Consider the following 22,088-nt stretch of genomic DNA (forward strand, 5'->3'; position numbering starts at 1 on the left):
CCTCCTTCTTCATTAAAATTCCAGGCCGTTTTCACGGGCTGCATCTGCCAGAGCTTTTACGCGGCCGTGGTAGAGATACCCTCCGCGGTCAAAGACGACAGATTTGATGTTCTTTTCGGAAGCGTTCTTCGCGAGGGCTTCGCCGACTTTCGCCGCAGCTTCTGCATTGGATGCGGAAGCCGTTTCGAGGCCTTTGTCCATAGTGGATGCACTTGCAAGTGTCACGCCGTTGGCATCGTCGATCAGCTGAGCATAGATATGCTTGTTCGAGCGGAAGACGTTCAGGCGCGGACGCTCGGCAGTGCCACTGATCTTCGAACGCACGCGTGCGTGGCGCTTTTTGCGGACCTCGTTCTTGTCCTTTTTCGTAATCATCGTGGTCACTCCTTTCGATGCCTATGCGGCATTATTTCCCTGTCTTACCTTCTTTGCGGCGTACGTGTTCGCCTTCATAGCGGATCCCTTTGCCTTTGTAAGGCTCCGGCGGGCGTACCGCACGGATGTTGGATGCAAGTGCGCCTACGCGCTCCTTGTTGTATCCGCGGACGATGATTTTCGTGTTGGAAGGAACTTCGACTTCAAGGCCGTCTTCCGGAACGAATTCAACCGGGTGGGAGTAGCCGACGTTCAGCACGAGCTTGCCGCCCTGCATCTGCGCACGGTAACCGACGCCGACGAGTTCGAGGGATTTCTCGAAGCCTTTCGATACGCCTTCGACCATGTTGTTCAGGAGTGAACGGGTCGTGCCGTGGATCGAACGGTGTTCCTTGTTGTCGGTCGGACGCGTCAGAGTGATGACGTTGCCTTCCTGGTTGATCGTGATGTCTTCGCTGAATGTACGAGTCAGTTCGCCTTTCGGGCCTTTTACCGTGACGGTGTTGTCATCGGCAACCGTGACTGTCACGCTTTCAGGCACTTCGATCAGCTTATTGCCAATACGGGACATAGTGTTGCACCTCCATTCGTTTGTAACTGATTACCAGACGTATGCGACGACTTCGCCGCCGACTTGTTTCGCGCGCGCTTCTTTGTCTGTCAGGAGACCCTGGGACGTGGAAACGAGTGCGATGCCGAGACCGTTGAGGACTCTAGGAACTTCGCTTGTCTTCGCGTAGACGCGGAGACCCGGCTTCGAGATCCGCTTGAGGCCTGTGATGACGCGTTCGTTGTCCTGGCCGTACTTGAGGAAGATCCGGATGACCCCCTGCTTGTCATCTTCGATGTATTCCACGTCACGGACGAATCCTTCACGCTTCAGGATTTCGGCGATCTCTTTTTTCATGTTGGAAGCAGGAACTTCCAGTTTTTCATGGCGAACCATGTTGGCGTTGCGGATACGTGTGAGCATATCTGCGATCGGATCACTCATAGTCATTGTGTTTAACCTCCTTCCCAGAATGGGGGATTACCAGCTGGCTTTTTTCACGCCAGGCAGTTGCCCTTTGTATGCAAGTTCACGGAAACAGATACGGCAAAGCTTGAATTTACGGTATACAGAGTGCGGGCGGCCGCAGCGTTCGCAACGGGTGTACTCTTGCACTTTGTATTTAGGTGTGCGCTTTTGCTTTGCGATCATGGACTTCTTAGCCACAATTTCGCCTCCCTTTCGTTTACTTTTGGAACGGCATGCCGAACTGCGTCAACAGTTCACGGGCTTCTTCGTCCGTGTTTGCAGTCGTGACGATGACGATGTCCATGCCACGTACTTTAGAAACTTTATCGTAGTCGATTTCCGGGAAGATGAGCTGTTCTTTCACGCCGAGCGTGTAGTTGCCGCGGCCGTCGAATGCTTTCGTGGAGACGCCACGGAAGTCGCGTACACGCGGGAGTGCGACCGAGATCAGCTTGTCGAGGAAATCATACATGCGCTCACCGCGGAGCGTGACCTTCGTCCCGATCGGCATTCCTTCGCGCAGGCGGAAGCCGGCGATGGATTTCTTCGCTTTCGTGACGATCGGCTTTTGGCCGGCGATGATTTCGAGGTCCTCTACGGCTGCGTCGAGGGCTTTGCTGTTCTGGACAGCGTCGCCGACACCCATGTTGATGACGATCTTTTCGATTTTCGGTGTTTGCATGACCGATTTATATTCAAACTTGCTCACGAGAGCAGGCGTGATATCGTTTTGAAATTTCTCTTTCAGGCGGTTCATCAGGAGTCCCTCCTTCCTCTATGTGGCTTATTTCTTGAATGGATCGGCGATGACTTCGCCGGATTTCTTGGCGACGCGGACTTTCTTGCCGTCTGCGTCCACTTTATAGCCGACACGGGTCGGTTCGCCCGATTTCGGATCGAGAAGCATGACGTTCGATACGTGGATCGGCGCCTCTTTGCTCAGGATGCCGCCCTGCGGGTTCTCCTGGTTCGGCTTCGTGTGTTTTTTGATGACGTTAACGCCTTCTACGATCACACGGTCTTTCTTAGGGAATGCAGCAAGGATGACGCCGGTTTTCCCTTTGTCTTTTCCTGTGATCACCTGGACTTTATCACCTTTTTTAACGTGCATTCTCTTGCACCTCCTTGGTTGGCACTACCCTATGGATTACAGTACTTCCGGAGCCAGTGAAATGATTTTCATGAAGTTCTCGTCACGCAGTTCACGTGCGACTGGTCCGAAGATCCGCGTACCGCGCGGGCTCTTGTCGTCGCGTACGATGACACATGCGTTTTCGTCGAACTTGATATAGGAACCGTCTTTCCGGCGGACGCCGCTCTTCGTGCGGACGACAACAGCCTTGACTACGTCGCCTTTCTTGACAACGCCCCCTGGTGTTGCTTTCTTCACGGTGCAGACGACGATGTCGCCGATGTTCGCAGTCTTGCGGCCGGAACCACCGAGCACTTTGATCGTGAGGACTTCACGCGCGCCGGAGTTGTCCGCGACTTTCATACGACTCTCTTGTTGGATCATTGAGGGTACCTCCTCTCAGGGTTAAGTTCTCAATCAGATGATGACCGCTTTTTCGACAACCTCGAGCAGGCGGAAACGCTTTGTAGCGGACAGCGGGCGAGTTTCCATGATGCGGACGACGTCGCCGATCTTGGCTACATTGTTTTCATCATGGGCTTTGTATTTCTTGGAGTATTTGACACGCTTGCCGAGTTTCGGGTGCTTTTTGTAGGTTTCAACGACAACAGTGACGGTTTTGTCCATCTTGTCGGAAACGACGCGGCCCGTATAAACTTTGCGGTGGTTACGCTCTTCCATGCTTGCAGCCTCCTTTATCAGTTGTTGGCGCTGATTTCACGTTGACGAATGACGGTCTTCATGCGCGCGATCGACTTGCGCACCTCACGAATGCGAGCTGTGTTCTCGAGTTGGCCGGTCGCAAGCTGGAAACGGAGGTTGAAGAGCTCTTCTTTCAGCGATTTCACTTTTTGTTCGATTTCAGCAGTGGTCAATTCACGGATCTCATTAGCCTTCATTCGATTCACCACCAATTTCTTCGCGTTTTACGAACTTGCTCTTCACCGGCAGTTTGTGGGAGGCAAGGCGCAGCGCTTCGCGGGCAGTTTCTTCAGGAACGCCTGCGATTTCGAAGAGGATACGGCCCGGCTTGACGACGGCCACCCATCCTTCGACGGCACCTTTACCGGAACCCATCCGGACTTCAAGAGGTTTTTTCGTATATGGCTTGTGAGGGAAGATCTTGATCCATACTTTACCGCCACGCTTCATGTAGCGCGTCATGGCGATACGTGCGGATTCGATCTGGCGGTTTGTGATCCAGCCGGCTTCTACAGCTTGGAGGCCGTATTCGCCGAAGCTCACTTCGCCGCCGCCTTTAGTTTCACCGCGCATTTTGCCGCGGTGTACACGACGATGTTTCACACGTTTAGGCATCAACATGATCAGTTGCCTCCTTCCTCGGTTTTCTTCTTCTCAGGAAGGACTTCGCCGCGGTAGATCCATACTTTTACGCCGAGCTTGCCGTATGTTGTGTCGGCTTCTGCGTGAGCGTAGCCGATGTCGGCACGGAGAGTATGGAGCGGGACTGTCCCTTCGCTGTAATGTTCGGCACGGGCGATGTCGGCACCGCCGAGACGGCCGGATACTTGAGTACGGATCCCTTTCGCGCCTGCGCGCATTGTACGCTGGATCGCTTGTTTCTGGGCACGGCGGAACGAAGCACGCTGTTCAAGCTGGCGGGCGATGTTTTCTGCGACGAGTTTCGCATCAAGATCTGCACGCTTCACTTCAACGATGTTGATGTGCACACGTTTGCCTGTGAGTGCGTTGAGCTGTTTGCGGAGCGCTTCGACTTCGGAGCCGCCCTTCCCGATCACCATGCCGGGCTTCGCTGTGTGGATCGTGATGTTCACGCGGTTGGCTGCACGCTCGATTTCCACTTGGGAAAGGGATGCGTCTTTCAGTCTTTCGTCGATGAACTCACGGATCTTCAAGTCTTCATGCAGCAGTGTTGCGTAGTCCTTCTCTGCGTACCACTTGGACTCCCAGTCACGGATGACCCCGATACGCAAACCGTTTGGATGTACTTTTTGACCCACGAATTATCCCTCCTTCTTCTCGGATACCACGACTGTGATGTGGCTGGTGCGTTTGTTGATCTTGCTCGCGCGGCCTTGTGCACGAGGGCGGAAACGCTTGAGCGTCGGGCCTTCGTCCACGAACACTTCGCTGACGACGAGGTTGTTGATGTCCATGTCGTAGTTGTGCTCGGCGTTTGCCACTGCGGATTTGAGTACTTTCTCAACAACCGGCGATGCGGCTTTTGGAGTCAGTCGCAGGATAGCGACCGCTTCGCCCACTTGCTTGCCCCGGATCAGATCGACGACAAGGCGTACTTTGCGAGGAGCAATACGGACTGTGCGAGCGATGGATTTTGCTTGTTGCATCAGGAGTACCTCCTCTCAATTAGCGTTTCGTTTTCTTATCGTCGGCTCCGTGTCCGCGGTAAGCGCGTGTCGGTGCGAATTCACCGAGTTTGTGGCCGACCATGTCTTCCGTTACGTAAACCGGCACATGTTTGCGTCCATCATAGACTGCAATTGTGTTGCCGACGAAGTTCGGGAAGATCGTCGAACGGCGGGACCATGTTTTGATGACTTGCTTCTTGTCGTTGGCGTTTTGTGTTTCGACCTTCTTCATCAGGTGATCATCCACAAAAGGCCCTTTTTTCAAGCTGCGACCCATGTTGTTGCCTCCCTCCGTGATCGCCCCACGGCCCACCCCGTGAACCGTAGAGAAACCACATTATTTTTTGCGGCGACGAATGATAAGATCGTTCGATTTTGCTTTTTTCTTGCGTGTCTTGAGGCCGAGTGCAGGCTTGCCCCAAGGCGTAACCGGCGCTTTGCGGCCGATTGGCGTACGGCCTTCACCACCGCCGTGCGGGTGATCGTTCGGGTTCATGACGGAACCGCGGACTGTCGGGCGTTTGCCCATCCAGCGCGAACGTCCTGCTTTACCGATGTGGATCAGTTCGTGCTGCTCGTTGCCGACCTGGCCGATTGTCGCGCGGCATGTGCCGAGGATCATGCGGACTTCGCCGGACTGGAGACGGACGATGACGTACTTGCCTTCCTTACCGAGAACCTGTGCCGATGTGCCTGCGGAACGGACGAGCTGGCCGCCTTTTCCTGGCTTGAGCTCGATGTTGTGGATCGTCGAACCCATCGGGATGTTTTCGAGTGGAAGAGCGTTCCCCACTTTGATGTCGGATTCAGGACCGGACATGATTTCCATGCCGACCTTGAGGCCTTTTGGCGCGAGGATGTAACGCTTTTCCCCGTCCACGTAGTTGATCAATGCGATGTTGGCAGAACGGTTCGGATCGTATTCGATCGTAGCAACGCGTCCTGGAATGCCGTCTTTCCGGCGTTGGAAGTCGATGACGCGGTACTGGCGCTTGTGGCCGCCGCCCTGGTGGCGGACTGTCGTACGGCCCTGGTTGTTCCGGCCGCCCTTGCGGTGTTTAGGCGCGAGGAGCGATTTTTCCGGCTTGTCCGTTGTGATCTCGGCAAAGTCGGAAGCCGTCATGTTACGCCGGCCGTTCGTCGTCGGTTTGTACTTTTTGATCGCCATTGTTTTCCCTCCTCTTGTATTTTGGGTGTGTTGCGTCTATTAAGCTTCGAACAGTTCGATTTCTTTGGAATCCGCCGTCAGTTTGACGATGGCTTTGCGGCGTTTGTTCGTGTATCCGCCGTAACGGCCCATACGCTTGAACTTGCCTTTGACGTTCATGATGTTGACTTTCTCGACTTTGACGCCGAAAACTTCTTCCACGGCCTGTTTGACTTGCGTCTTGTTGGCGCGGACGTCTACATCGAACGTGTATTTCTTGCTTTCCATTGCTTCAGCGGAACGCTCGGTAATGACCGGACGCTTCAATACATCACGTGCATCCATTAACCAAGCACCTCCTCTACTTTTTCGACCGCGGACTTCGTCATGACGAGCTTGTCATGGCCGACGAGGTCGAGGACATTGATGCCGTTTGCGGAGACGACTGTGACGCCCGGGATGTTGCGTGCGGACAGTGCCACGTTTTCGTCAGGCTCGGCTGTGACGAACAATGCTTTTTTGCCGACGGACAGGTCGCCCATCACTTTCATGAAGTCTTTTGTCTTCGGCGCGTCGAATGCAAGGCCTTCCAGTACGATGAGGCTCTCTTCGCGGACTTTCGTGGAAAGTGCGGAGCGAAGTGCAAGACGACGGACTTTTTTAGGCATTTTGTAGCTGTAGCTGCGTGGTGTCGGACCGAATACGGTACCGCCTCCGCGCCATTGTGGCGAGCGGATGGAACCTTGGCGTGCACGGCCTGTGCCTTTTTGGCGCCATGGCTTGCGTCCGCCGCCGGCTACTTCGCCGCGGTGCTTGACTTTATGGTTACCCTGGCGCAGGGAAGCGCGCTGGGAGATGATTGCTTCGAACAGGACTGCTTCATTCGGCTCGATTCCGAATACGGATTCGTTCAGGTCGAGTTCGCCGACCGAAGCGCCTGATTGGTTCAGTACGGATACTTTTGGCATTGTGTTGTCCTCCTTTCCTTACTTTTTGAGGGCTGCGCGTACTTTGACGAGCGATTTGCGTGCGCCTGGTACGTTGCCTTTGACGAGGAGCAGGTTGCGCTCTGCGTCGACTTTTACGATTTCGAGGTTTTGGATCGTCACTGTGTCTCCGCCCATGCGGCCAGGGGATTTCATCCCTTTGAAGACGCGTGCCGGGTCAACCGGTCCGAGCGAACCCGGTGCGCGGTGGAAGCGGGATCCGTGGCTCATCGGTCCGCGGGAGTGGCCGTGGCGCTTGATCGCACCCTGGAAGCCTTTCCCTTTCGTCGTTCCTGTGATGTCCACAAAATCGCCTGCTGCGAAAATTTCTACTTTGACTTCCTGACCAACTTCATAATCGGCCGTGTCTTCTCCGCGGAATTCGCGAACGAAGCGCTTAGGCGCAGTTTCTGCTTTGGCTGCGTGGCCTTTTTCCGGTTTGTTGGCGAGTTTTTCGCGCTTGTCGTCGAAGCCGAGCTGAACTGCTGCATAGCCGTCCGTTTCGTCTGTCTTCTTTTGAAGGACGACGTTCGGGGCCGCTTCGATGACTGTTACCGGGATCAGGTCGCCGTTTTCAGCGAACACTTGTGTCATGCCGATTTTTCTACCCAAGATTCCTTTGGTCATTCGTCACACCTCCTGCATTGTGTAAGTTGTATTGGTTTAGATTAAAGTTTGATTTCGATGTCTACGCCGGATGGCAGATCGAGCTTCATCAGTGCGTCGACCGTTTTCGGCGTCGGATTGACGATATCGATCAGACGCTTGTGTGTACGCATCTCGAATTGCTCACGCGAGTCTTTGTACTTGTGCACAGCACGCAGGACCGTATAGACCGAGCGCTCTGTCGGAAGCGGGATCGGACCCGAGACACTTGCACCAGAACGTTTTGCCGTTTCGACAATCTTCTCAGCGGATTGATCGAGGATACGATGGTCGTACGCTTTCAAACGGATACGAATTTTTTGTTTTGCCATTACTTTCCCTCCCTTTCGCCTTTTTTCAAGACAGTTCTCCACGGAAATACCCTGCACGCCCGCCATGGCAAAGCGGCCGGGCGTGTCAGCAACCTCCCGCTTCATCGCAGTCAAATGACCAACATTCCACATTATACACAAAAATAAAGAACCCCGCAACTGTCAATGCGAAATTCTTTTGTGGACTTTCCTGGACTTACATAGTATAACGGGTGCCGCTTCCATGCGCAAGGGAGACGGGAGTTGTTTGAAAGTTAGGTTTGTGGAAGAGTGGGGCTGCAGGGTGTGAATGAGTAGGTTGATTGCGGGGAGGATATGGGGTCTGTAGGGGTAGCGGGTGTGCGGATTGATCATGGAGAGCGGTGGACTTGCGTGCGGAGGTTGGCGGGAGGGCGGCGGTTGGCTTGTGGCAGGTTGTCGCTCACTGTTGCGAAATCTGCCGTCCTTATTGTAAGTCTGTCTTTCTTATTGTAATTCTCCGCTCCTTATTTTAAATCTGTCTTCCTTATTGTAAATCTGACTCCCATATTGTGATTCTCCGCTCCTTATTGCAAATCTGTCTTCCTTATTGTAAATCCGACTCCCATATTGTAATTCTCCGTTCCTTATTTTAAATCTGTCTTCCTTATTGTAAATCTGACTCCCATATTGTAATTCTCCGTTCCTTATTTTAAATCTGTCTTCCTTATTGTAAATCTGACTCCCATATTGTAATGCGTCGTTCCTTATTTTAAATCTATCTCCCATATTGTAATTCTCCACTCCTTATTGCAAATCTCCCTCTCTAATTGCAAATTTCCTCCTCTAATTGCAAATCCACTCCCCTAATTGCAAATCCACTCTTCTAATTGCAATTCTCCCTCTCTAATTGCAAATCCGCTCTCCTAATTGCAATTCTCCCTCTCTAATTGCAAATCCGCTCTCCTAATTGCAATTCTCCTCCTCTAATTGCAAATTCCCCTCTCTAATTGCAAATCTCCTCTTCTAATTGCAAATCCACTCCCCTAATTGCAAATCCACTCTTCTAATTGCAATTCTCCTCCTCTAATTGCAAATTCCCCTCTCTAATTGCAAATCCCACTCTCTAATTGCAATTCTCCCTCTCTAATTGCAAATCCGCTCTCCTAATTGCAATTCTCCTCCTCTAATTGCAAATTCCCCTCTCTAATTGCAAATCCCACTCTCTAATTGCAATTCTCCCTCTCTAATTGCAATCCCCCTCCCTGATCGCCAATCCACTCCCCTAATTCCACTCCAGCCCCCGGCAACGTCCTTTCTCCCATATATAAAGCCCCGCAGGCTGCGGGGCTTTCTTGCGTTGTCCGGTCAGAGGATCATGGCGGCGATCCAGCCGAAGAGGATGAGCGGGATATTGTAGTGCAGGAATGTCGGGACGCATGTGTCCCAGATGTGGTTGTGTTGGCCGTCGGCATTAAGTCCGGCGGTCGGGCCGAGCGTGCTGTCGGATGCCGGGGACCCGGCGTCTCCGAGGGCGCCTGCCGTCCCGATCAGCGAGAGGATGGCGAGCGTGCTGAAGCCGAATTGGATGCTGAGCGGGACGAAGATGGCGGCGATGATCGGGATGGTGGCGAATGAGGAGCCGATCCCCATCGTGACGAGGAGGCCGACGAGCAGCATGATGAGCGCGGCGGCGCCTTTGTGGTCACCGAGCAGGCCGCTTGCGGCTTTGACGAGGGATTCGACGTGCCCGGTCGCCTGGATGACGGATGCAAAGCCGTTCGCCGCAATCATGACGAAGCCGACGAATGCCATCATTTTCATTCCCTCATTCAACAGCTCGTCGGCTTCTTTCCAGCGGACCGAACCGGTCACATAAAGGACCGCGATGCCGGCAAGCGCACCCATGATCATCGAATCGGTGCTGATCTGGGCGGCGAGCGCCGCGGCAAGGGCGAGGACGGTGAACAGGATGTTGCGCGCGGGAACCGGCTTTGCTTCTGGTCCATCCGCCGTATCGGCCGCATCGTCTGCATAGTCGCGCGGCTTGCGGTAGGAAATGAAGATTGCGACGAGCAGGCCGACCGCCATTCCTCCGACAGGGATCGCCATCGCGGCCGGGATGTCCGCCATGTCGATTGTCAGGCCGGCGAGCTGCATCTGATTGAAGAGGACTTCATGGAAGAGAAGGCCGAACCCGACCGGCAGCAGGATATACGGAGCCGTCAGTCCGAAGGCAAGAACGCATGCAATGAGGCGCCGGTCGATCTTCAGCATGTTCAGGACATGAAGGATCGGCGGAACGAGAAGCGGAATGAAGGCGATATGGATCGGGATCAGGTTCTGGGATGAAATGGCGATGAGCAGAAGGACGAGGATGACGAGCGCCTTGGCGAGTCCCCTGCGCTCTTTCTCTCCGCCTTCCCCGACCACTTTCAGGATGAGCCGGACGAGCACCTCCGGGATGCCTGTCTTCGAGATGGCGACGGCAAAGCCCCCGAGGAGTGCATAGCTGAGCGCGATGGTCGCCCCGCCTCCGAGGCCGTCGGTGAACGCGTCGATCGTTTCATTTATGGACAGGCCGCCCGTCAGTCCGCCGGCCAGTGCGCCGACTGCGAGCGCCAGGACGACGTTCACCCGGAGCAAACTGAGCACGAGCATGACCGCGACGGCAAGGATGACTGCATTCATGGAATCACTCTCTTTTCGCTTTATCGCTTTAGTATGATGAATCAATGAAGTACAGAAATTAATTTATCAGATTCGCAGTCCCGTTGTCAACCGGCGGCGTTTGTTTCCTTCGGGTTGATCCGGAATTGCCGCATGCTTCCCTCAAGCCGACGGTTTTTGGGAAGGGGGGCCGGTCCCGACCCGCTCCCGTCAAAACAAAAACCCGGCAAGCCGCCTCTCCGGAGGGCTTGCCGGGTTTTCCCGGAGATCAGGCGTGCTGTTGCTCATACGCCTGGATCTTGTCTTCGTATTTGAAGGTGAGTGCAATTTCGTCCCACCCGTTCAGGAGCATTTCCTTCCAGTACGGGTCGATGTCGAACCGGTGGACCGTGCCGTCCGATCCGGTCACGGTCTGTTCCCCGAGATTGACCGCGATTTCCGCCGGCTCCTCCAGGCCTTTGGCGAGGAGGGAAACGACTTCCTCTTCCGGCAGGCGGATCGGGAGGATGCCGTTCTTCAGGCAATTGTTGTAGAAGATGTCGGCGTAGCTCGGCGCGATGACCACGCGGAATCCGTAGTCCAGGATGGCCCACGGGGCGTGCTCGCGCGAGGATCCGCAGCCGAAGTTTTCCCGGGCGACGAGGATCTCGGAGCCCTCAAAGCGCGGATCGTTCAGGATGAATCCGTCTTTCGGCTTGCCGTCGGCGTCAAAACGCCAGTGATAAAACAAATATTTTCCGAAGCCGGTCCGTTCGATGCGCTTCAGGAATTCTTTCGAGATGATCTGGTCGGTGTCGACGTTGCTCCGGTTGAGCGGCGTCATGATGCTGGTCACTTCGTTGATCGGCTTCATCGGGCGGTCTCCTTTCTGCTGTTCATGCGTGGACGGCGGAGCGGGTCCGGACATCCGTGAATCGGCCTTCGATGGCGGCGGCAGCGGCCATCGCGGGACTCATGAGATGAGTCCGGGATCCCATTCCCTGGCGCCCCTCAAAGTTCCGGTTGGACGTGGATGCACAGCGCTCGCCGGACGGAACGATGTCATCGTTCATCGCAAGGCACATGCTGCATCCGGATTCCCGCCACTCGAATCCTGCATCCGTGAAGATCCGGTCGAGACCTTCGTCTTCGGCCTGCTTTTTCACGGTACGTGAACCCGGGACGACGATGGCGGTGACCGACGGATGGACTTGCCGGCCTTCCACGATTTCGGCCGCTGCGCGGAGGTCGCTCAGCCGCGCGTTCGTACAGGAGCCGATGAAGACGTGCTGGATGGGAATGTCGGTGAAACGCTGCCCCTCTTCCAGGCCCATGTACTCGATCGCCCGGAGGAAGCCGTCCCGGCCCATTTCATCCTCAAAGTCGGATGCGTACGGAACATGCCCGGAGATGCCGCCGCCCATCGACGGGTTCGTGCCCCATGTGAGGAACGGTTCGATCTCGTCGGCATGGATCCGGAGCGTCTTGTCATATTCCGCCCCTTCGTCCGATGCGAGGGCGAGCCAGGCGGCAGCCGCTTCGTCGAATGCTTCGCCTTCCGGGACGTAACGGCGTCCCTTCAAATATCCGATCGTTTCTTCGTCCGGACTGATGAGGCCTGCCCGGGCGCCCGCTTCGATCGACATGTTGCACACCGTCATCCGTTCTTCCATCGTCAGTTTGCGGATGGCGTCGCCCGTATATTCGACGACGTGGCCGGTGCCGACGTCCGTCCCGAACTTCGAGATGACGGCGAGGATGATGTCTTTTGCGGTCACGCCCCGGCCGATCTCCCCATCGATGCGGATCTGCATCGTCTTCGGGCGGGACTGCCAGAGCGTCTGGGTCGACAGCACATGCTCCACTTCGCTCGTGCCGATGCCGAAGGCGAGCGCCCCGAATGCCCCGTGCGTGGATGTGTGGGAATCCCCGCAGACGATTGTCTTGCCCGGCTGCGTGAGTCCGAGCTCCGGACCGATGACGTGCACGATCCCCTGATCCGGATGGTCGACGCCCGCGAGCGGGACGCCGAACTCCTCGCAGTTCTCCCCGAGCGTCCGGATCTGCTTGCGCGAGACCGGGTCCTTGATCTCCTCCCGGTTGCGGGTCGGCACGTTATGGTCGACCGTCGCGAAGCAGAGATCGGGACGGCGCACTTTGCGGCCGTTCAGCCGGAGCCCCTCGAACGCCTGCGGAGAAGTGACCTCGTGGAGCAGGTGGAGGTCGATATAAAGCAGGTCGGGCTTGCCCGGTTCCCCGTGGACGATGTGCTGATCCCAGATTTTATCGATGATTGTCTTTGCCATGCGCTTCCGCCTCCTGATTACATATACGCGAACATGATGTGGTCAGAGACCGCTTCGCTGTCCAGCTGTTCGATGATCCGTTCCGTCCATTCTTCCGTCGTCAGGGCCCGCATGCCGTCTTCCGCGACATCCGCCGTGCGGAAGCCGTCGTCCAGGACCGTCTGCACCGCTTCCTCGATCGCCGAAGCTTCCGTGTCCATGCCGAACGAGTAGCGGAGCATCATCGCGGCAGACAGGATCGCCGCGGCCGGATTGGCGACCGACTGGCCCGCGATGTCCGGGCCGGAACCATGGACCGGCTCATAGAGGCCGAATCCGTCCGAGCGGATGCTGGCGGACGGCAGCATGCCGAGCGAACCGGTAATGACGGATGCCTCGTCGCTCAGGATGTCACCGAACATGTTCTCCGTGACGATGACGTCGAATGCGGACGGATCCGTGATGAGCTTCATCGCGGCGGAGTCGACGAGCTGGTGCTCGACCCGGACGTCCGGGTAGGCCGCCTTCTTCTCTTCGACGACTTCCCTCCAGAGCCGGCTCGTCTCAAGGATATTGGCTTTGTCGACGGACGTCACTTTCCCGTTTCGGACGCGCGCCAGCTCAAACGCCTTCTCGACGATGCGCCCGATCTCTTCCCGTGAATAGCTCAGCGTGTCGACCGCGCCGTCATGTGTTCGGCGTTTCGGTTCGCCAAAGTACAGGCCGCCCGTCAGTTCGCGGACGATCATCAGGTCGACGCCGGCCGCCTTTTCCTCTTTCAGCGGAGAAGCGCCGAGCAGGGCCGGAACCGCCTTCACCGGCCGGAGGTTTGCGAACAGGCCGAAATGTTTCCGGATGGCGAGGAGTCCGTTTTCCGGACGCTGCCCCGACGGGTTCCCGTCCCATTTCGGTCCCCCGACCGCTCCGAGCAGGACGGCGTCGCTCGCTTTGCAGGCTTCTGCCGTCTCTTCAGGGAACGGATTGCCGAGGGCGTCAATTGCCGCTCCGCCGATCAGTCCGTAAGTCAGCTTGAATGTATGGTTGTAACGCCGGGCAATGAGTTTCAGCACCTTGACCGCGGCTCTCGTCACTTCGGGGCCGATTCCGTCCCCGGGCAATACGGCAATTGTCTTTTCCATGTTCCATTCCTCCTTATATGATGGGTTCCGGCCGCCGTCGACCCGGCCGGCTGTTCGATCCGTTCATTCCATGCGATTTCAGTGGGCCGCCGGAACGGCCGCTGCGGGCTGTTCCTGCGCGTCTTTCACGAGTTTCCGGTTGATGGCGTTGAAGTAGGCATTTGCCGTTGCTTCGAGCACATCCTGGGAGGCGTCGCGGCCGGCGACTTCCATCCCGCCGACCCGGAGGTTGACGTACGCTTCGCCGAGCGCGTCCCGGCCCTTGCCGATCGAAGTGACCCGGTAGTCGAGGATGTTGACCTTCTCCTTGACGATCCGCTCGAGCGTGTTGAAGATCGCTTCGACGGAACCGCTGCCGGTCGCCGCCTCCGTCACTTCCGTTCCGTCCGGCATGGTCGCCGAGACGGTCGCGGTCGGGATGTTCGCCGAGCCGTTGCCGAACTGGAGCTGGAAGCTGCCGAGTTCGTACACCGGCGTTTCCGTGTCCTGGATCTGATTGTCGGTGAGGATGACGAGCAGGTCCGCCTCGGTGATTTCCTTTTTCCGGTCGGCGAGTTTCTTGAATTCGGCGAACGCCTCGTTCAGCTGCTCCTCGCCGAGTTCGAAGCCCATCTGCACGGCACGGTCACGGAACGCGTGGCGGCCGGAGTGCTTGCCGAGGACGAGCTCGGTGTGCGCATCCCCGATGAGCGCCGGTGTGATGATTTCGTACGTTTCTGGGTTTTTCAGCATGCCGTCCTGATGGATGCCCGATTCGTGGGCGAACGCGTTCTTCCCGATGACCGCCTTGTTTGGCTGGACGGCGACACCGGTGAGCTGGCTCACGAGCTGGCTCGTGCGCTTGATCTCCTTCAGGGTGATGCCGCTCTCCGCCCGGTAGTGGTCTTTGCGGATATGGAGCGCGACGGCGATCTCCTCAAGCGCGACGTTCCCGGCCCGTTCGCCGATGCCGTTGATCGTGCCTTCCACCTGGTCGGCGCCGTTCTCGATGGCGGCGAGCGTATTCGCCGTCGCCATGCCGAGGTCATCATGGCAGTGCGCGGACAGCTTGACTCTCTCGATGCCCGGAACGGTCTCCTTCAGAAACTTGAAGATGGAGCCGTAGTCGTGAGGCGTGGAGTAGCCGACCGTGTCCGGAATGTTGATCGTCGTCGCGCCGGCCTTGACGGCCTCTGCGGCGATGCGGGCGAGGAATTCCGGCTCCGTCCGGGACGCGTCTTCCGCGGACCACTGGACGAGCGGGAAGAACCGCTTTGCGTATTTGATCGCCTCGACGGCCGCCTCGACGACCTGATCCGGCGTCTTCTTCAGCTTGTGGGCCATATGGATCGGCGAAGTCGCGAGGAAGATATGGATATGCGGCTGCTCCGCCCCCTTCAGCGCTTCCCATGCCGCGTCGATGTCTTTCGCATGGCAGCGGGCGAGCCCCGTCACGACCGAATTCTTCACCGTGCCGGCAATCCGCCGCACTGCGTCCTGATCTCCGGGGGAAGCGGCAGGGAAGCCGGCCTCGATGACCGACACCCCGAGCCGTTCCAGCTGGCGGGCAATCTCGAGCTTCTCGGCGGTGTTGAGGTTGATCCCCGCCGACTGCTCGCCGTCTCTCAGCGTCGTGTCGAAAATATCAATTTTGCGCACTGGCGACCACTTCCTTTTTCGGCTTCTTCCCTTCATTGACGAACGGCATCATGGCGCGCAGCTCGCGGCCGACCTTCTCGATCTGGTGCTCGGACTCGCGGCGGTTGATCGCGTTGAACTCCGGACGGTTGAGCTGGTTCTCAAGCAGCCAGCCCTTCGCGAACTTGCCGCTCTGGATATCTTCGAGCACTTCCTTCATGCGGGCTTTCGTGTCCGCGGTGACGATGCGCGGGCCGGAGACGAAATCGCCCCACTGCGCCGTGTCGGAGATCGAGTAGCGCATGCCTTCGAGCCCGCCTTCATACATGAGGTCGACGATGAGCTTCAGCTCGTGGAGCACTTCGAAGTACGCGAGCTCCGGCTGGTAGCCTGCCTCGACGAGCGTTTCAAAACCGGCTTTCACGAGTGCAGTCGTGCCGCCGCAGAGGACCGCCTGCTCACCGAACAAGTCGGTCTCCGTCTCTTCCTGGAACGTCGTCTCAAGAACTCCCGCACGGGTGGCACCGATCCCTTTTGCGTAGGCGAGGGCGACGTCCTTCGCCTGGCCCGAAGCATCCTGATGGACCGCGAACAGTGCGGGAACGCCTGCGCCCGATTCGTATGTCCGGCGCACGAGATGGCCCGGGCCTTTCGGTGCGACCATGAACACATCGACATCTTCCGGAGGGACGATCTGATTGAAGTGGATGTTGAAGCCGTGGGCGAACACGAGCGACTTCCCTGCACGGAGCGCCGGGCGGATCTCTTCGTTGTACACCTGCGTCTGGCGCTCATCCGGGAGGAGGACCATGATGACATCCGCCGACTCCGCCGCTTCGCGGACGGACGCCGTCTCGATGCCGTCCTCCATCGCCTGGTTGAACGAACGGCCGGGACGAACGCCGACGACCACGTCAAAGCCCGATTCCTTCAGGTTCTGGGCATGTGCGTGGCCCTGCGAGCCGTAGCCGATGACTGCGATCTTCTTGCCTTGGAGTGCCGCCTCGTTAACATCCTGGTTATAGTACATTTTAGCCATTTTAATTTTCCTCCCTGTGGGTTCTGGATTTTTATTTTGCGGCCGGCTGTGCCGTGCCGATGATTCACTTCGGTTCAAGAAAAGCTGCGGGCCGTCTGCCGGATGCGCCGACCCGGCGGAGTCGTCATTGGAGAATCAGATCCGGTTTCATCTCCGCCCGCTGGGTCTCCCTCGTGAAGGCGGTGACGCCGGTCCGGGAGATCTCCTTGATGCCGTAGGGGCGGACGAGGTCGATGAAAGCTTCGATCTTCCCCGGGTCGCCGGTCACCTGGAATGTCGTGACGCTCTTGCTCATGTCGATGACGGACGCCCGGAACGGTTCGACGATGCTCTGCACTTCGCTCCGGGTCTGCGGCGGCGTGACGACTTTGATCAGTGCCAGCTCCCGCATGACGACCGACTTTTCGGTGATGTCATTCACTTTGATGACGTCGATCTGCTTCTGCAGCTGTTTGACGAGCTGCTCGACCTTGCCCGGGTCCTCAACGTGGACGACGAACGTCATCTTCGACATGCCGGGCTGCTCGGTGTGGCCGACGGTGATGCTTTCGATGTTGAACTGGCGCTTCATGAGAAGGCCGGTGACGCGGTTCAGGACGCCGCTCTGGTTGATGACTGTCGTCGTTATGATTCGTTTCACCGTTCCATCACTCCGATCATTTCGCTCAATGTCTTGCCCGGCGCGACCATCGGGTAGACGTTCTCCGTCTGGAGCACCCGGCAGTCGATCAGCGCCGGTCCGTCCGAGCCGAGCGCTTCGCGGAACACCTTTTCCGCGTCGCTCATCGTCTCCACTTTGTAGCCCTTCACTTCATACGCCTCCGCCAGCTTTACGAAATCCGGCTGGACCGGGATGAGCGAGGAGGAATACCGCTCGCCGTGGAATGTTTCCTGCCACTGGCGGACCATGCCGAGGCAGGCGTTGTTCATGATGACGACCTTCACCGGAAGATTGAACTCCTGAAGCAGCGAGAGCTCCTGGAGGGTCATCTGGAATCCGGCGTCGCCGACGATCGAGACAACTTTCGCGTCCGGTCGGGCGAACTGGGCGCCGATCGCTGCCGGGAAGCCGAAGCCCATCGTGCCGAGCCCGCCGGAGGTCACCCAGTGGTGGGCGTTGTTCAGTCCGTAGTACTGGGCGGCGAACATCTGGTGCTGACCGACATCCGTCGTGACGATCGCATCGCCCTCCGTGTATTTATGGACGAGGCGGACCGCATCCTGCGGCATGATTTGATCGTCCGGCGCGGCCGTGTAGCCGAGCGGCCGGCTTTCCTTCCAATCGTCGAGCCCGGCGAGCCATTCGGCCGTGTCCGGCTTTTCCGCTTCCTGCTTCAGCAGTTCGGCGAGGGCCAGGCGGGCATCTGCGACGATCGGGATGTCGGTCGGCACGTTCTTGCCGATCTCCGCCGGGTCAATGTCGATATGGATCACTTTGGCCTTCGGCGCAAACCCGTCGAGGTTGCCGGTGAGCCGGTCATCAAACCGGGCGCCGACATTGAGGAGCACGTCGCATTCCTGGATCGCCTGGTTTGCCGCATATGTTCCGTGCATTCCGGCCATCCCGAGGAACAGCTCATGGCTTCCCGGGACGGTCCCGAGGCCGAGCAGCGTATTCGTGACCGGGATGCGCCATTCCTCGATCAGCCGCCGAAGTTCATCGGTGCCCTTGGCGGCGAGCACCCCGGCACCCGCGAGGATAAGCGGCCGCTTCGCTTCAGATAGTGCCTGTGCAGCTTTCTGGATCTGGAAGAAGTTCGGCCGGTAAGTCGGCTGGTAACCCGGCAGGTCGACCGAATCGGGATGCGGGAGATCGGCGTCCAGCCCGGTGACCGATATGTTTTTCGGAATATCGACGACGACCGGTCCCGGACGCCCCGTGGAAGCGATGTGGAAGGCCTCCTTCACGATCCTCGGCAGATCCCGTGCATCCTTCACCTGGTAGTTGTGCTTCGTGATCGGCTGCGTGATTCCGATGACGTCGGCCTCCTGGAAGGCGTCCGTCCCGATGACGCTTTGAGCGACCTGTCCGGTGAACACGACGAGTGGGAGGGAATCCAGCATCGCGTCCGCAATTCCCGTCACGAGGTTCGTCGCCCCCGGCCCGGATGTCGCGATGACGACGCCCGGACGTCCCGTCACCCTGGCATAGCCTTCCGCTGCGTGGATGGCCCCCTGCTCATGCCTTGCCAGGATATGACGGATCGGGTTGCGGTACAGCGCATCGTAGATCGGAAGCACGGCGCCGCCCGGATAGCCGAAAATAATGTCCACGCCCTCATTTTTCAGTGACCGGATCAGCAGGTCGGCTCCGGTGCCGGCCGTCTGCTTTGCCACGGCCGTCTCTTCCCTCGTCTTGACGCTCGTTTCCATCTGCGACATCCTCCTTTTGATTTTCGGATTTTATTGAAATGAAAAAGGCCCATTCATCCCCTTGCGGAAGAAAACGGAATTCCTCCTGCAAAAGGGATGAAAGAGCCTTTCATGGTACCACCCTTGTTTGCGGCAAACTTCGCCGCCTCGGCGGCCGGATTTGATTCCGGCCTTTTTGGTAACGGGGCGGCATGATGCCTGGCCCCGGGAACATCTACTCGGTTTCCCGTTCAATGTTCCACTCGGAGGGGATGTCGGGTCGGCTGCACTGCCGGGTTCCAGCGGTTCCGGCTCTCTGGTAAAGTGCAGGGGTCCTTCCCTTTAACCTCTTCATCGATTTAGATTTTCATGACGCCGCCGGTGTTGGCGGACGTGACCAGCTTGGAATAGCGGGCGAGATAGCCCTTTTTGATCTTCGGCTCGAACGGCTTGAGGTGCTTGCGCCGTTCTTCCAGCACCTCATCCGGGACCCGGAGCTCGATCGTCCGGTTGATGAGGTCGATCGTGATGATGTCCCCGTTCTCAACGAGGGCGATCGGCCCGCCTTCCGCCGCTTCCGGTGAAATATGGCCGATGGAGATTCCGCGGGATGCCCCCGAGAACCGACCGTCGGTGATGAGGGCGACTTTCGTGCCGAGCCCCCGGCCGACGATGGCCGAAGTCGGAGCAAGCATTTCCGGCATCCCCGGGCCGCCTTTCGGCCCTTCGTAGCGGATGACCACGACATGGCCTTCCTGTACTGTCCCGTCATCGATGCCGCGCTGGGCATCATCCTGTGACTCAAAGACGATTGCATCGCCTTCGAAGACCTTGATCGACGGATCGACCGCCCCGACCTTGATGACACTGCCGTCCGGCGCGATATTGCCGTACAGGACGGATAGGCCGCCCACCTGACTATACGGATTTTCTTTCGGCCTGATGACTTGTTCATTGACGATCGGGTGGTCTTTCACGTTTTCGTAAAGAGTTTTACCGGTGACCGTCATGCGGTCGCCGTGGATGGCTCCGGGAATCTCGCACAGCTCCCGGATGATGGCGCTGACGCCGCCTGCCATGTGCACGTCATGCATCGTGTAATCCGACGCCGGGCTGATCTTCGCGAGATACGGGATGCGCTCGGCGACTTCATTCACCCGCTTGAGGTCGTAGTCGATCTCGGCTTCGTTGGCGATCGCAAGCGTATGGAGGACGGTGTTCGTCGATCCGCCCATCGCCATGTCGAGTGCAAATGCGTCGTCGATCGTATCGAGTGTGACCAGGTCGCGCGGCTTCACGTCTTCCTCGACCATCCGGATGAGCTGCTTCGCCGCCTCTCGGATGAGGTTATGCCGTTCGTCCGATGTGGCGACGATCGTCCCGTTGCCGGGAAGTGCGACGCCCATCATCTCCATGAGCGTGTTCATCGAGTTCGCGGTGAACATCCCGGAGCAGGAACCGCACGTCGGGCAGGCGCTCTGCTCGATGTCGAGAAGCTGTGTCTGCGTCATCGTCCCCTGTTTGTAGGAGCCGACTCCCTCGAACACCGACATGAGCGACAGCGGCTGGCCTTCGGCGGAAACACCGCCCTCCATCGGACCGCCCGATACGAAGATCGACGGAACGTTCGTCCGGACCGCCGCCATCAGCATCCCCGGCGTGATCTTGTCACAGTTCGGGATGTAGAACACCCCGTCGAACCAGTGGGCATTGATGACCGTCTCCGCGGCATCTGCGATGATCTCCCGGCTCGGAAGCGAATACCGCATCCCGATGTGCCCCATGGCGATCCCGTCGTCGACGCCGATCGTATTAAACTCGAACGGAATGCCGCCCGCTTCCCGGATCGCTTCCTTGACGACCTCGGCGAACTTATTCAAATGCATATGCCCCGGAATGATATCGACATACGAGTTGCACACGCCGATGAACGGCTTGCCCATATCCTTCGCCTTGACGCCGGTTGCGTACAAGAGGCTCCGGTGTGGCGCACGGTCGATTCCTTTTTTGATCATGTCACTTCTCATGGTGATCTCTCCCTGACTTCTGGAAGCTTGACGACTGCCTATGGCCGTCTCCAAAAATGAATTGGGAACATCATATCGCGGAACGAAATGGGCGTCAACCTCGTATTTTAAGTTTTTCGCCAATTTAGAATAGTGGTTTTAAAATGTAATCGTTTACAACCTCGGCCTGTCGCGTTTCCGGTTTCAGGTGAAATATTTAAAATATTTTTTGGCGGAAGTCGGGGAAGCGGTTTCACATTGGGGAGACAGGGTAGTGTGGCTGCTTCTTTTGTGTGGGATTTTTGGAAGCGCGTGATGGAGATTCAAGGGCGTGTCAGTGGTTTTCAAAGGCGCGTTTTCCTTCCGAGGATTTTCAAAGGCGCGTGCCGCGGATTCGAAGGCGCGTGGGTACTTTTTAGAAGCGCGTTTTCCTTCCGAGGATTTTTAAAGGCGCGTCGACGGTTTTCGCGGTAGCGAGATGTGGCTGCCAATTTTTGAAGGCGCGTGCCGCGGATTCGAAGGCGCGTCGGCACTTTTCAGAAGCACGTTTTCCTTCCGCTAATTTTCAAAGGCGCGCGGAAGGTTTTCGCGGTAGCGATATACGGCCGGCGATTTTTGAAGGCGCGTGCCGCGGATCCGAAGGCGCGTCGGCACTTTTCAGAAGCACGTTTTCCTTCCGCGGATTTTTAAAGGCGCGTGGGAGGTTTTCGCGGTAGCGATATATGGCCGGCGATTTTTGAAGGCGCGTGCCGCAGATTCGAAGGCACGTCGGCACTTTTCAGAAGCACGTTTTCCCTCCGAGGATTTTCAAAAGCGCGTTGACGGTTTTCGCGGTAGCGATGTGTGGCCGAGGATTTTTGAAGGCGCGTGCCGCGGATTCGAAGGCGCGTCGGTACTTTTCAAAGGCGCGTTTTCCTTCCGAGGATTTTCAAAGGCGCGTTGACGGTTTTCGCGGTAGCGAGATGCGGCCGGCGATTTTTGAAGGCGCGTGCCGCGGTTTCGAAGGCGCGTCGGCACTTTTCAGAAGCACGTTTTCCTTCCGCGGATTTTCAAAGGC

Annotated in this window: 29 protein-coding genes; 1 reads left to right on the forward strand and 28 read right to left on the reverse strand. The window is 57.5% G+C overall.

Annotated elements, in window-relative coordinates:
- Nucleotides 1-12: 12 nt before the first annotated feature.
- From rplR to ilvD, 28 genes are all read right to left on the reverse strand, one after another.
- Nucleotides 13-375: a 50S ribosomal protein L18 gene (gene rplR / locus BN1189_RS04230; RefSeq protein WP_040225829.1), complete on the reverse strand. Its 363-nt coding sequence runs from the start codon at nucleotides 373-375 to the stop codon at nucleotides 13-15.
- Between the two features lie 31 nt (nucleotides 376-406).
- Nucleotides 407-946 (reverse strand): 50S ribosomal protein L6, encoded by a 540-nt coding sequence (gene rplF, locus BN1189_RS04235; RefSeq protein WP_040225830.1) that lies wholly within the window; start codon nucleotides 944-946, stop codon nucleotides 407-409.
- A 30-nt stretch (nucleotides 947-976) separates the two neighbouring features.
- Nucleotides 977-1,375 carry a 30S ribosomal protein S8 gene (rpsH, locus tag BN1189_RS04240; RefSeq protein WP_040225832.1) on the reverse strand — a complete coding sequence of 133 codons (399 nt, stop codon included), beginning with the start codon at nucleotides 1,373-1,375 and terminating at the stop codon, nucleotides 977-979.
- Between the two features lie 30 nt (nucleotides 1,376-1,405).
- Nucleotides 1,406-1,591: a type Z 30S ribosomal protein S14 gene (locus BN1189_RS04245; RefSeq protein WP_008298870.1), complete on the reverse strand. Its 186-nt coding sequence runs from the start codon at nucleotides 1,589-1,591 to the stop codon at nucleotides 1,406-1,408.
- Between the two features lie 19 nt (nucleotides 1,592-1,610).
- The gene (gene rplE / locus BN1189_RS04250; RefSeq protein WP_040225834.1) at nucleotides 1,611-2,150 is read right to left on the reverse strand and encodes a 50S ribosomal protein L5; all 540 of its coding nucleotides are present in this window, start codon (nucleotides 2,148-2,150) and stop codon (nucleotides 1,611-1,613) included.
- Nucleotides 2,151-2,177: 27 nt separating this feature from the next.
- Nucleotides 2,178-2,504: a 50S ribosomal protein L24 gene (rplX, locus tag BN1189_RS04255; protein WP_040225836.1), complete on the reverse strand. Its 327-nt coding sequence runs from the start codon at nucleotides 2,502-2,504 to the stop codon at nucleotides 2,178-2,180.
- Between the two features lie 36 nt (nucleotides 2,505-2,540).
- Nucleotides 2,541-2,909 (reverse strand): 50S ribosomal protein L14, encoded by a 369-nt coding sequence (rplN, locus tag BN1189_RS04260; protein ID WP_040225837.1) that lies wholly within the window; start codon nucleotides 2,907-2,909, stop codon nucleotides 2,541-2,543.
- A gap of 33 nt (nucleotides 2,910-2,942) precedes the next feature.
- Nucleotides 2,943-3,206: a 30S ribosomal protein S17 gene (gene rpsQ, locus BN1189_RS04265; RefSeq protein WP_040225838.1), complete on the reverse strand. Its 264-nt coding sequence runs from the start codon at nucleotides 3,204-3,206 to the stop codon at nucleotides 2,943-2,945.
- A gap of 17 nt (nucleotides 3,207-3,223) precedes the next feature.
- On the reverse strand, nucleotides 3,224-3,424 hold the full coding sequence (gene rpmC, locus BN1189_RS04270) for a 50S ribosomal protein L29 (protein WP_040225839.1): 201 nt from the start codon (nucleotides 3,422-3,424) through the stop codon (nucleotides 3,224-3,226).
- Nucleotides 3,414-3,848 (reverse strand): 50S ribosomal protein L16, encoded by a 435-nt coding sequence (gene rplP, locus BN1189_RS04275; protein ID WP_040225840.1) that lies wholly within the window; start codon nucleotides 3,846-3,848, stop codon nucleotides 3,414-3,416. Before rplP ends, rpmC begins: the two co-directional genes overlap by 11 nt.
- A 2-nt stretch (nucleotides 3,849-3,850) precedes the next feature.
- On the reverse strand, nucleotides 3,851-4,507 hold the full coding sequence (rpsC, locus tag BN1189_RS04280; RefSeq protein WP_040225842.1) for a 30S ribosomal protein S3: 657 nt from the start codon (nucleotides 4,505-4,507) through the stop codon (nucleotides 3,851-3,853).
- Between the two features lie 3 nt (nucleotides 4,508-4,510).
- Entirely contained in the window at nucleotides 4,511-4,855 is a 345-nt protein-coding gene (rplV, locus tag BN1189_RS04285; RefSeq protein WP_040225845.1) for a 50S ribosomal protein L22, read from the reverse strand.
- A 19-nt stretch (nucleotides 4,856-4,874) separates the two neighbouring features.
- On the reverse strand, nucleotides 4,875-5,153 hold the full coding sequence (gene rpsS, locus BN1189_RS04290) for a 30S ribosomal protein S19 (protein WP_040225846.1): 279 nt from the start codon (nucleotides 5,151-5,153) through the stop codon (nucleotides 4,875-4,877).
- 60 nt (nucleotides 5,154-5,213) lie between these two features.
- Nucleotides 5,214-6,044, reverse strand: coding sequence for a 50S ribosomal protein L2 (rplB, locus tag BN1189_RS04295; RefSeq protein ID WP_040225848.1), 831 nt, complete (start codon nucleotides 6,042-6,044; stop codon nucleotides 5,214-5,216).
- A gap of 39 nt (nucleotides 6,045-6,083) precedes the next feature.
- Nucleotides 6,084-6,368 carry a 50S ribosomal protein L23 gene (rplW, locus tag BN1189_RS04300; protein WP_040225850.1) on the reverse strand — a complete coding sequence of 95 codons (285 nt, stop codon included), beginning with the start codon at nucleotides 6,366-6,368 and terminating at the stop codon, nucleotides 6,084-6,086.
- Nucleotides 6,368-6,991, reverse strand: coding sequence for a 50S ribosomal protein L4 (gene rplD / locus BN1189_RS04305; protein WP_040225853.1), 624 nt, complete (start codon nucleotides 6,989-6,991; stop codon nucleotides 6,368-6,370). The genes rplW and rplD overlap by 1 nt, the downstream gene beginning before the upstream one ends.
- A gap of 18 nt (nucleotides 6,992-7,009) precedes the next feature.
- On the reverse strand, nucleotides 7,010-7,636 hold the full coding sequence (rplC, locus tag BN1189_RS04310; protein WP_040225855.1) for a 50S ribosomal protein L3: 627 nt from the start codon (nucleotides 7,634-7,636) through the stop codon (nucleotides 7,010-7,012).
- A gap of 41 nt (nucleotides 7,637-7,677) precedes the next feature.
- The gene (rpsJ, locus tag BN1189_RS04315; protein WP_040225886.1) at nucleotides 7,678-7,986 is read right to left on the reverse strand and encodes a 30S ribosomal protein S10; all 309 of its coding nucleotides are present in this window, start codon (nucleotides 7,984-7,986) and stop codon (nucleotides 7,678-7,680) included.
- Between the two features lie 465 nt (nucleotides 7,987-8,451).
- Nucleotides 8,452-8,733 carry a hypothetical protein gene (locus BN1189_RS04320; protein ID WP_040225858.1) on the reverse strand — a complete coding sequence of 94 codons (282 nt, stop codon included), beginning with the start codon at nucleotides 8,731-8,733 and terminating at the stop codon, nucleotides 8,452-8,454.
- A gap of 579 nt (nucleotides 8,734-9,312) precedes the next feature.
- Entirely contained in the window at nucleotides 9,313-10,635 is a 1,323-nt protein-coding gene (locus tag BN1189_RS04325) for a Na+/H+ antiporter family protein (protein ID WP_040225860.1), read from the reverse strand.
- Between the two features lie 247 nt (nucleotides 10,636-10,882).
- A complete protein-coding gene (gene leuD / locus BN1189_RS04330) occupies nucleotides 10,883-11,467 on the reverse strand; it encodes a 3-isopropylmalate dehydratase small subunit (RefSeq protein WP_040225889.1) in 585 nt (194 codons plus the stop codon).
- Between the two features lie 22 nt (nucleotides 11,468-11,489).
- Entirely contained in the window at nucleotides 11,490-12,899 is a 1,410-nt protein-coding gene (gene leuC, locus BN1189_RS04335) for a 3-isopropylmalate dehydratase large subunit (RefSeq protein WP_040225862.1), read from the reverse strand.
- Between the two features lie 17 nt (nucleotides 12,900-12,916).
- Complete coding sequence (leuB, locus tag BN1189_RS04340) at nucleotides 12,917-14,017, reverse strand: 3-isopropylmalate dehydrogenase (protein WP_040225865.1); 1,101 nt, start codon at nucleotides 14,015-14,017, stop codon at nucleotides 12,917-12,919.
- A gap of 78 nt (nucleotides 14,018-14,095) precedes the next feature.
- Entirely contained in the window at nucleotides 14,096-15,655 is a 1,560-nt protein-coding gene (locus BN1189_RS04345) for a 2-isopropylmalate synthase (protein ID WP_040225868.1), read from the reverse strand.
- Nucleotides 15,642-16,673, reverse strand: a complete 1,032-nt coding sequence (gene ilvC / locus BN1189_RS04350; RefSeq protein WP_040225870.1) for a ketol-acid reductoisomerase — start codon at nucleotides 16,671-16,673, stop codon at nucleotides 15,642-15,644. The genes BN1189_RS04345 and ilvC overlap by 14 nt, the downstream gene beginning before the upstream one ends.
- A 124-nt stretch (nucleotides 16,674-16,797) precedes the next feature.
- The gene (gene ilvN, locus BN1189_RS04355; protein ID WP_040225871.1) at nucleotides 16,798-17,313 is read right to left on the reverse strand and encodes an acetolactate synthase small subunit; all 516 of its coding nucleotides are present in this window, start codon (nucleotides 17,311-17,313) and stop codon (nucleotides 16,798-16,800) included.
- Nucleotides 17,310-19,046 carry a biosynthetic-type acetolactate synthase large subunit gene (gene ilvB / locus BN1189_RS04360; protein ID WP_040225874.1) on the reverse strand — a complete coding sequence of 579 codons (1,737 nt, stop codon included), beginning with the start codon at nucleotides 19,044-19,046 and terminating at the stop codon, nucleotides 17,310-17,312. The genes ilvN and ilvB overlap by 4 nt, the downstream gene beginning before the upstream one ends.
- A gap of 338 nt (nucleotides 19,047-19,384) precedes the next feature.
- On the reverse strand, nucleotides 19,385-21,052 hold the full coding sequence (gene ilvD, locus BN1189_RS04365; RefSeq protein WP_040225875.1) for a dihydroxy-acid dehydratase: 1,668 nt from the start codon (nucleotides 21,050-21,052) through the stop codon (nucleotides 19,385-19,387).
- Between the two features lie 797 nt (nucleotides 21,053-21,849).
- Here ilvD and BN1189_RS16250 point away from each other — a divergent pair.
- A partial coding sequence (locus BN1189_RS16250; protein ID WP_218922844.1) for a hypothetical protein occupies nucleotides 21,850-22,088 on the forward strand: 239 nt, incomplete at its 3' end.

Origin of the sequence: Bhargavaea cecembensis (assembly GCF_000826125.2) — a bacterium.
Taxonomy (GTDB): domain Bacteria; phylum Bacillota; class Bacilli; order Bacillales_A; family Planococcaceae; genus Bhargavaea; species Bhargavaea cecembensis_B.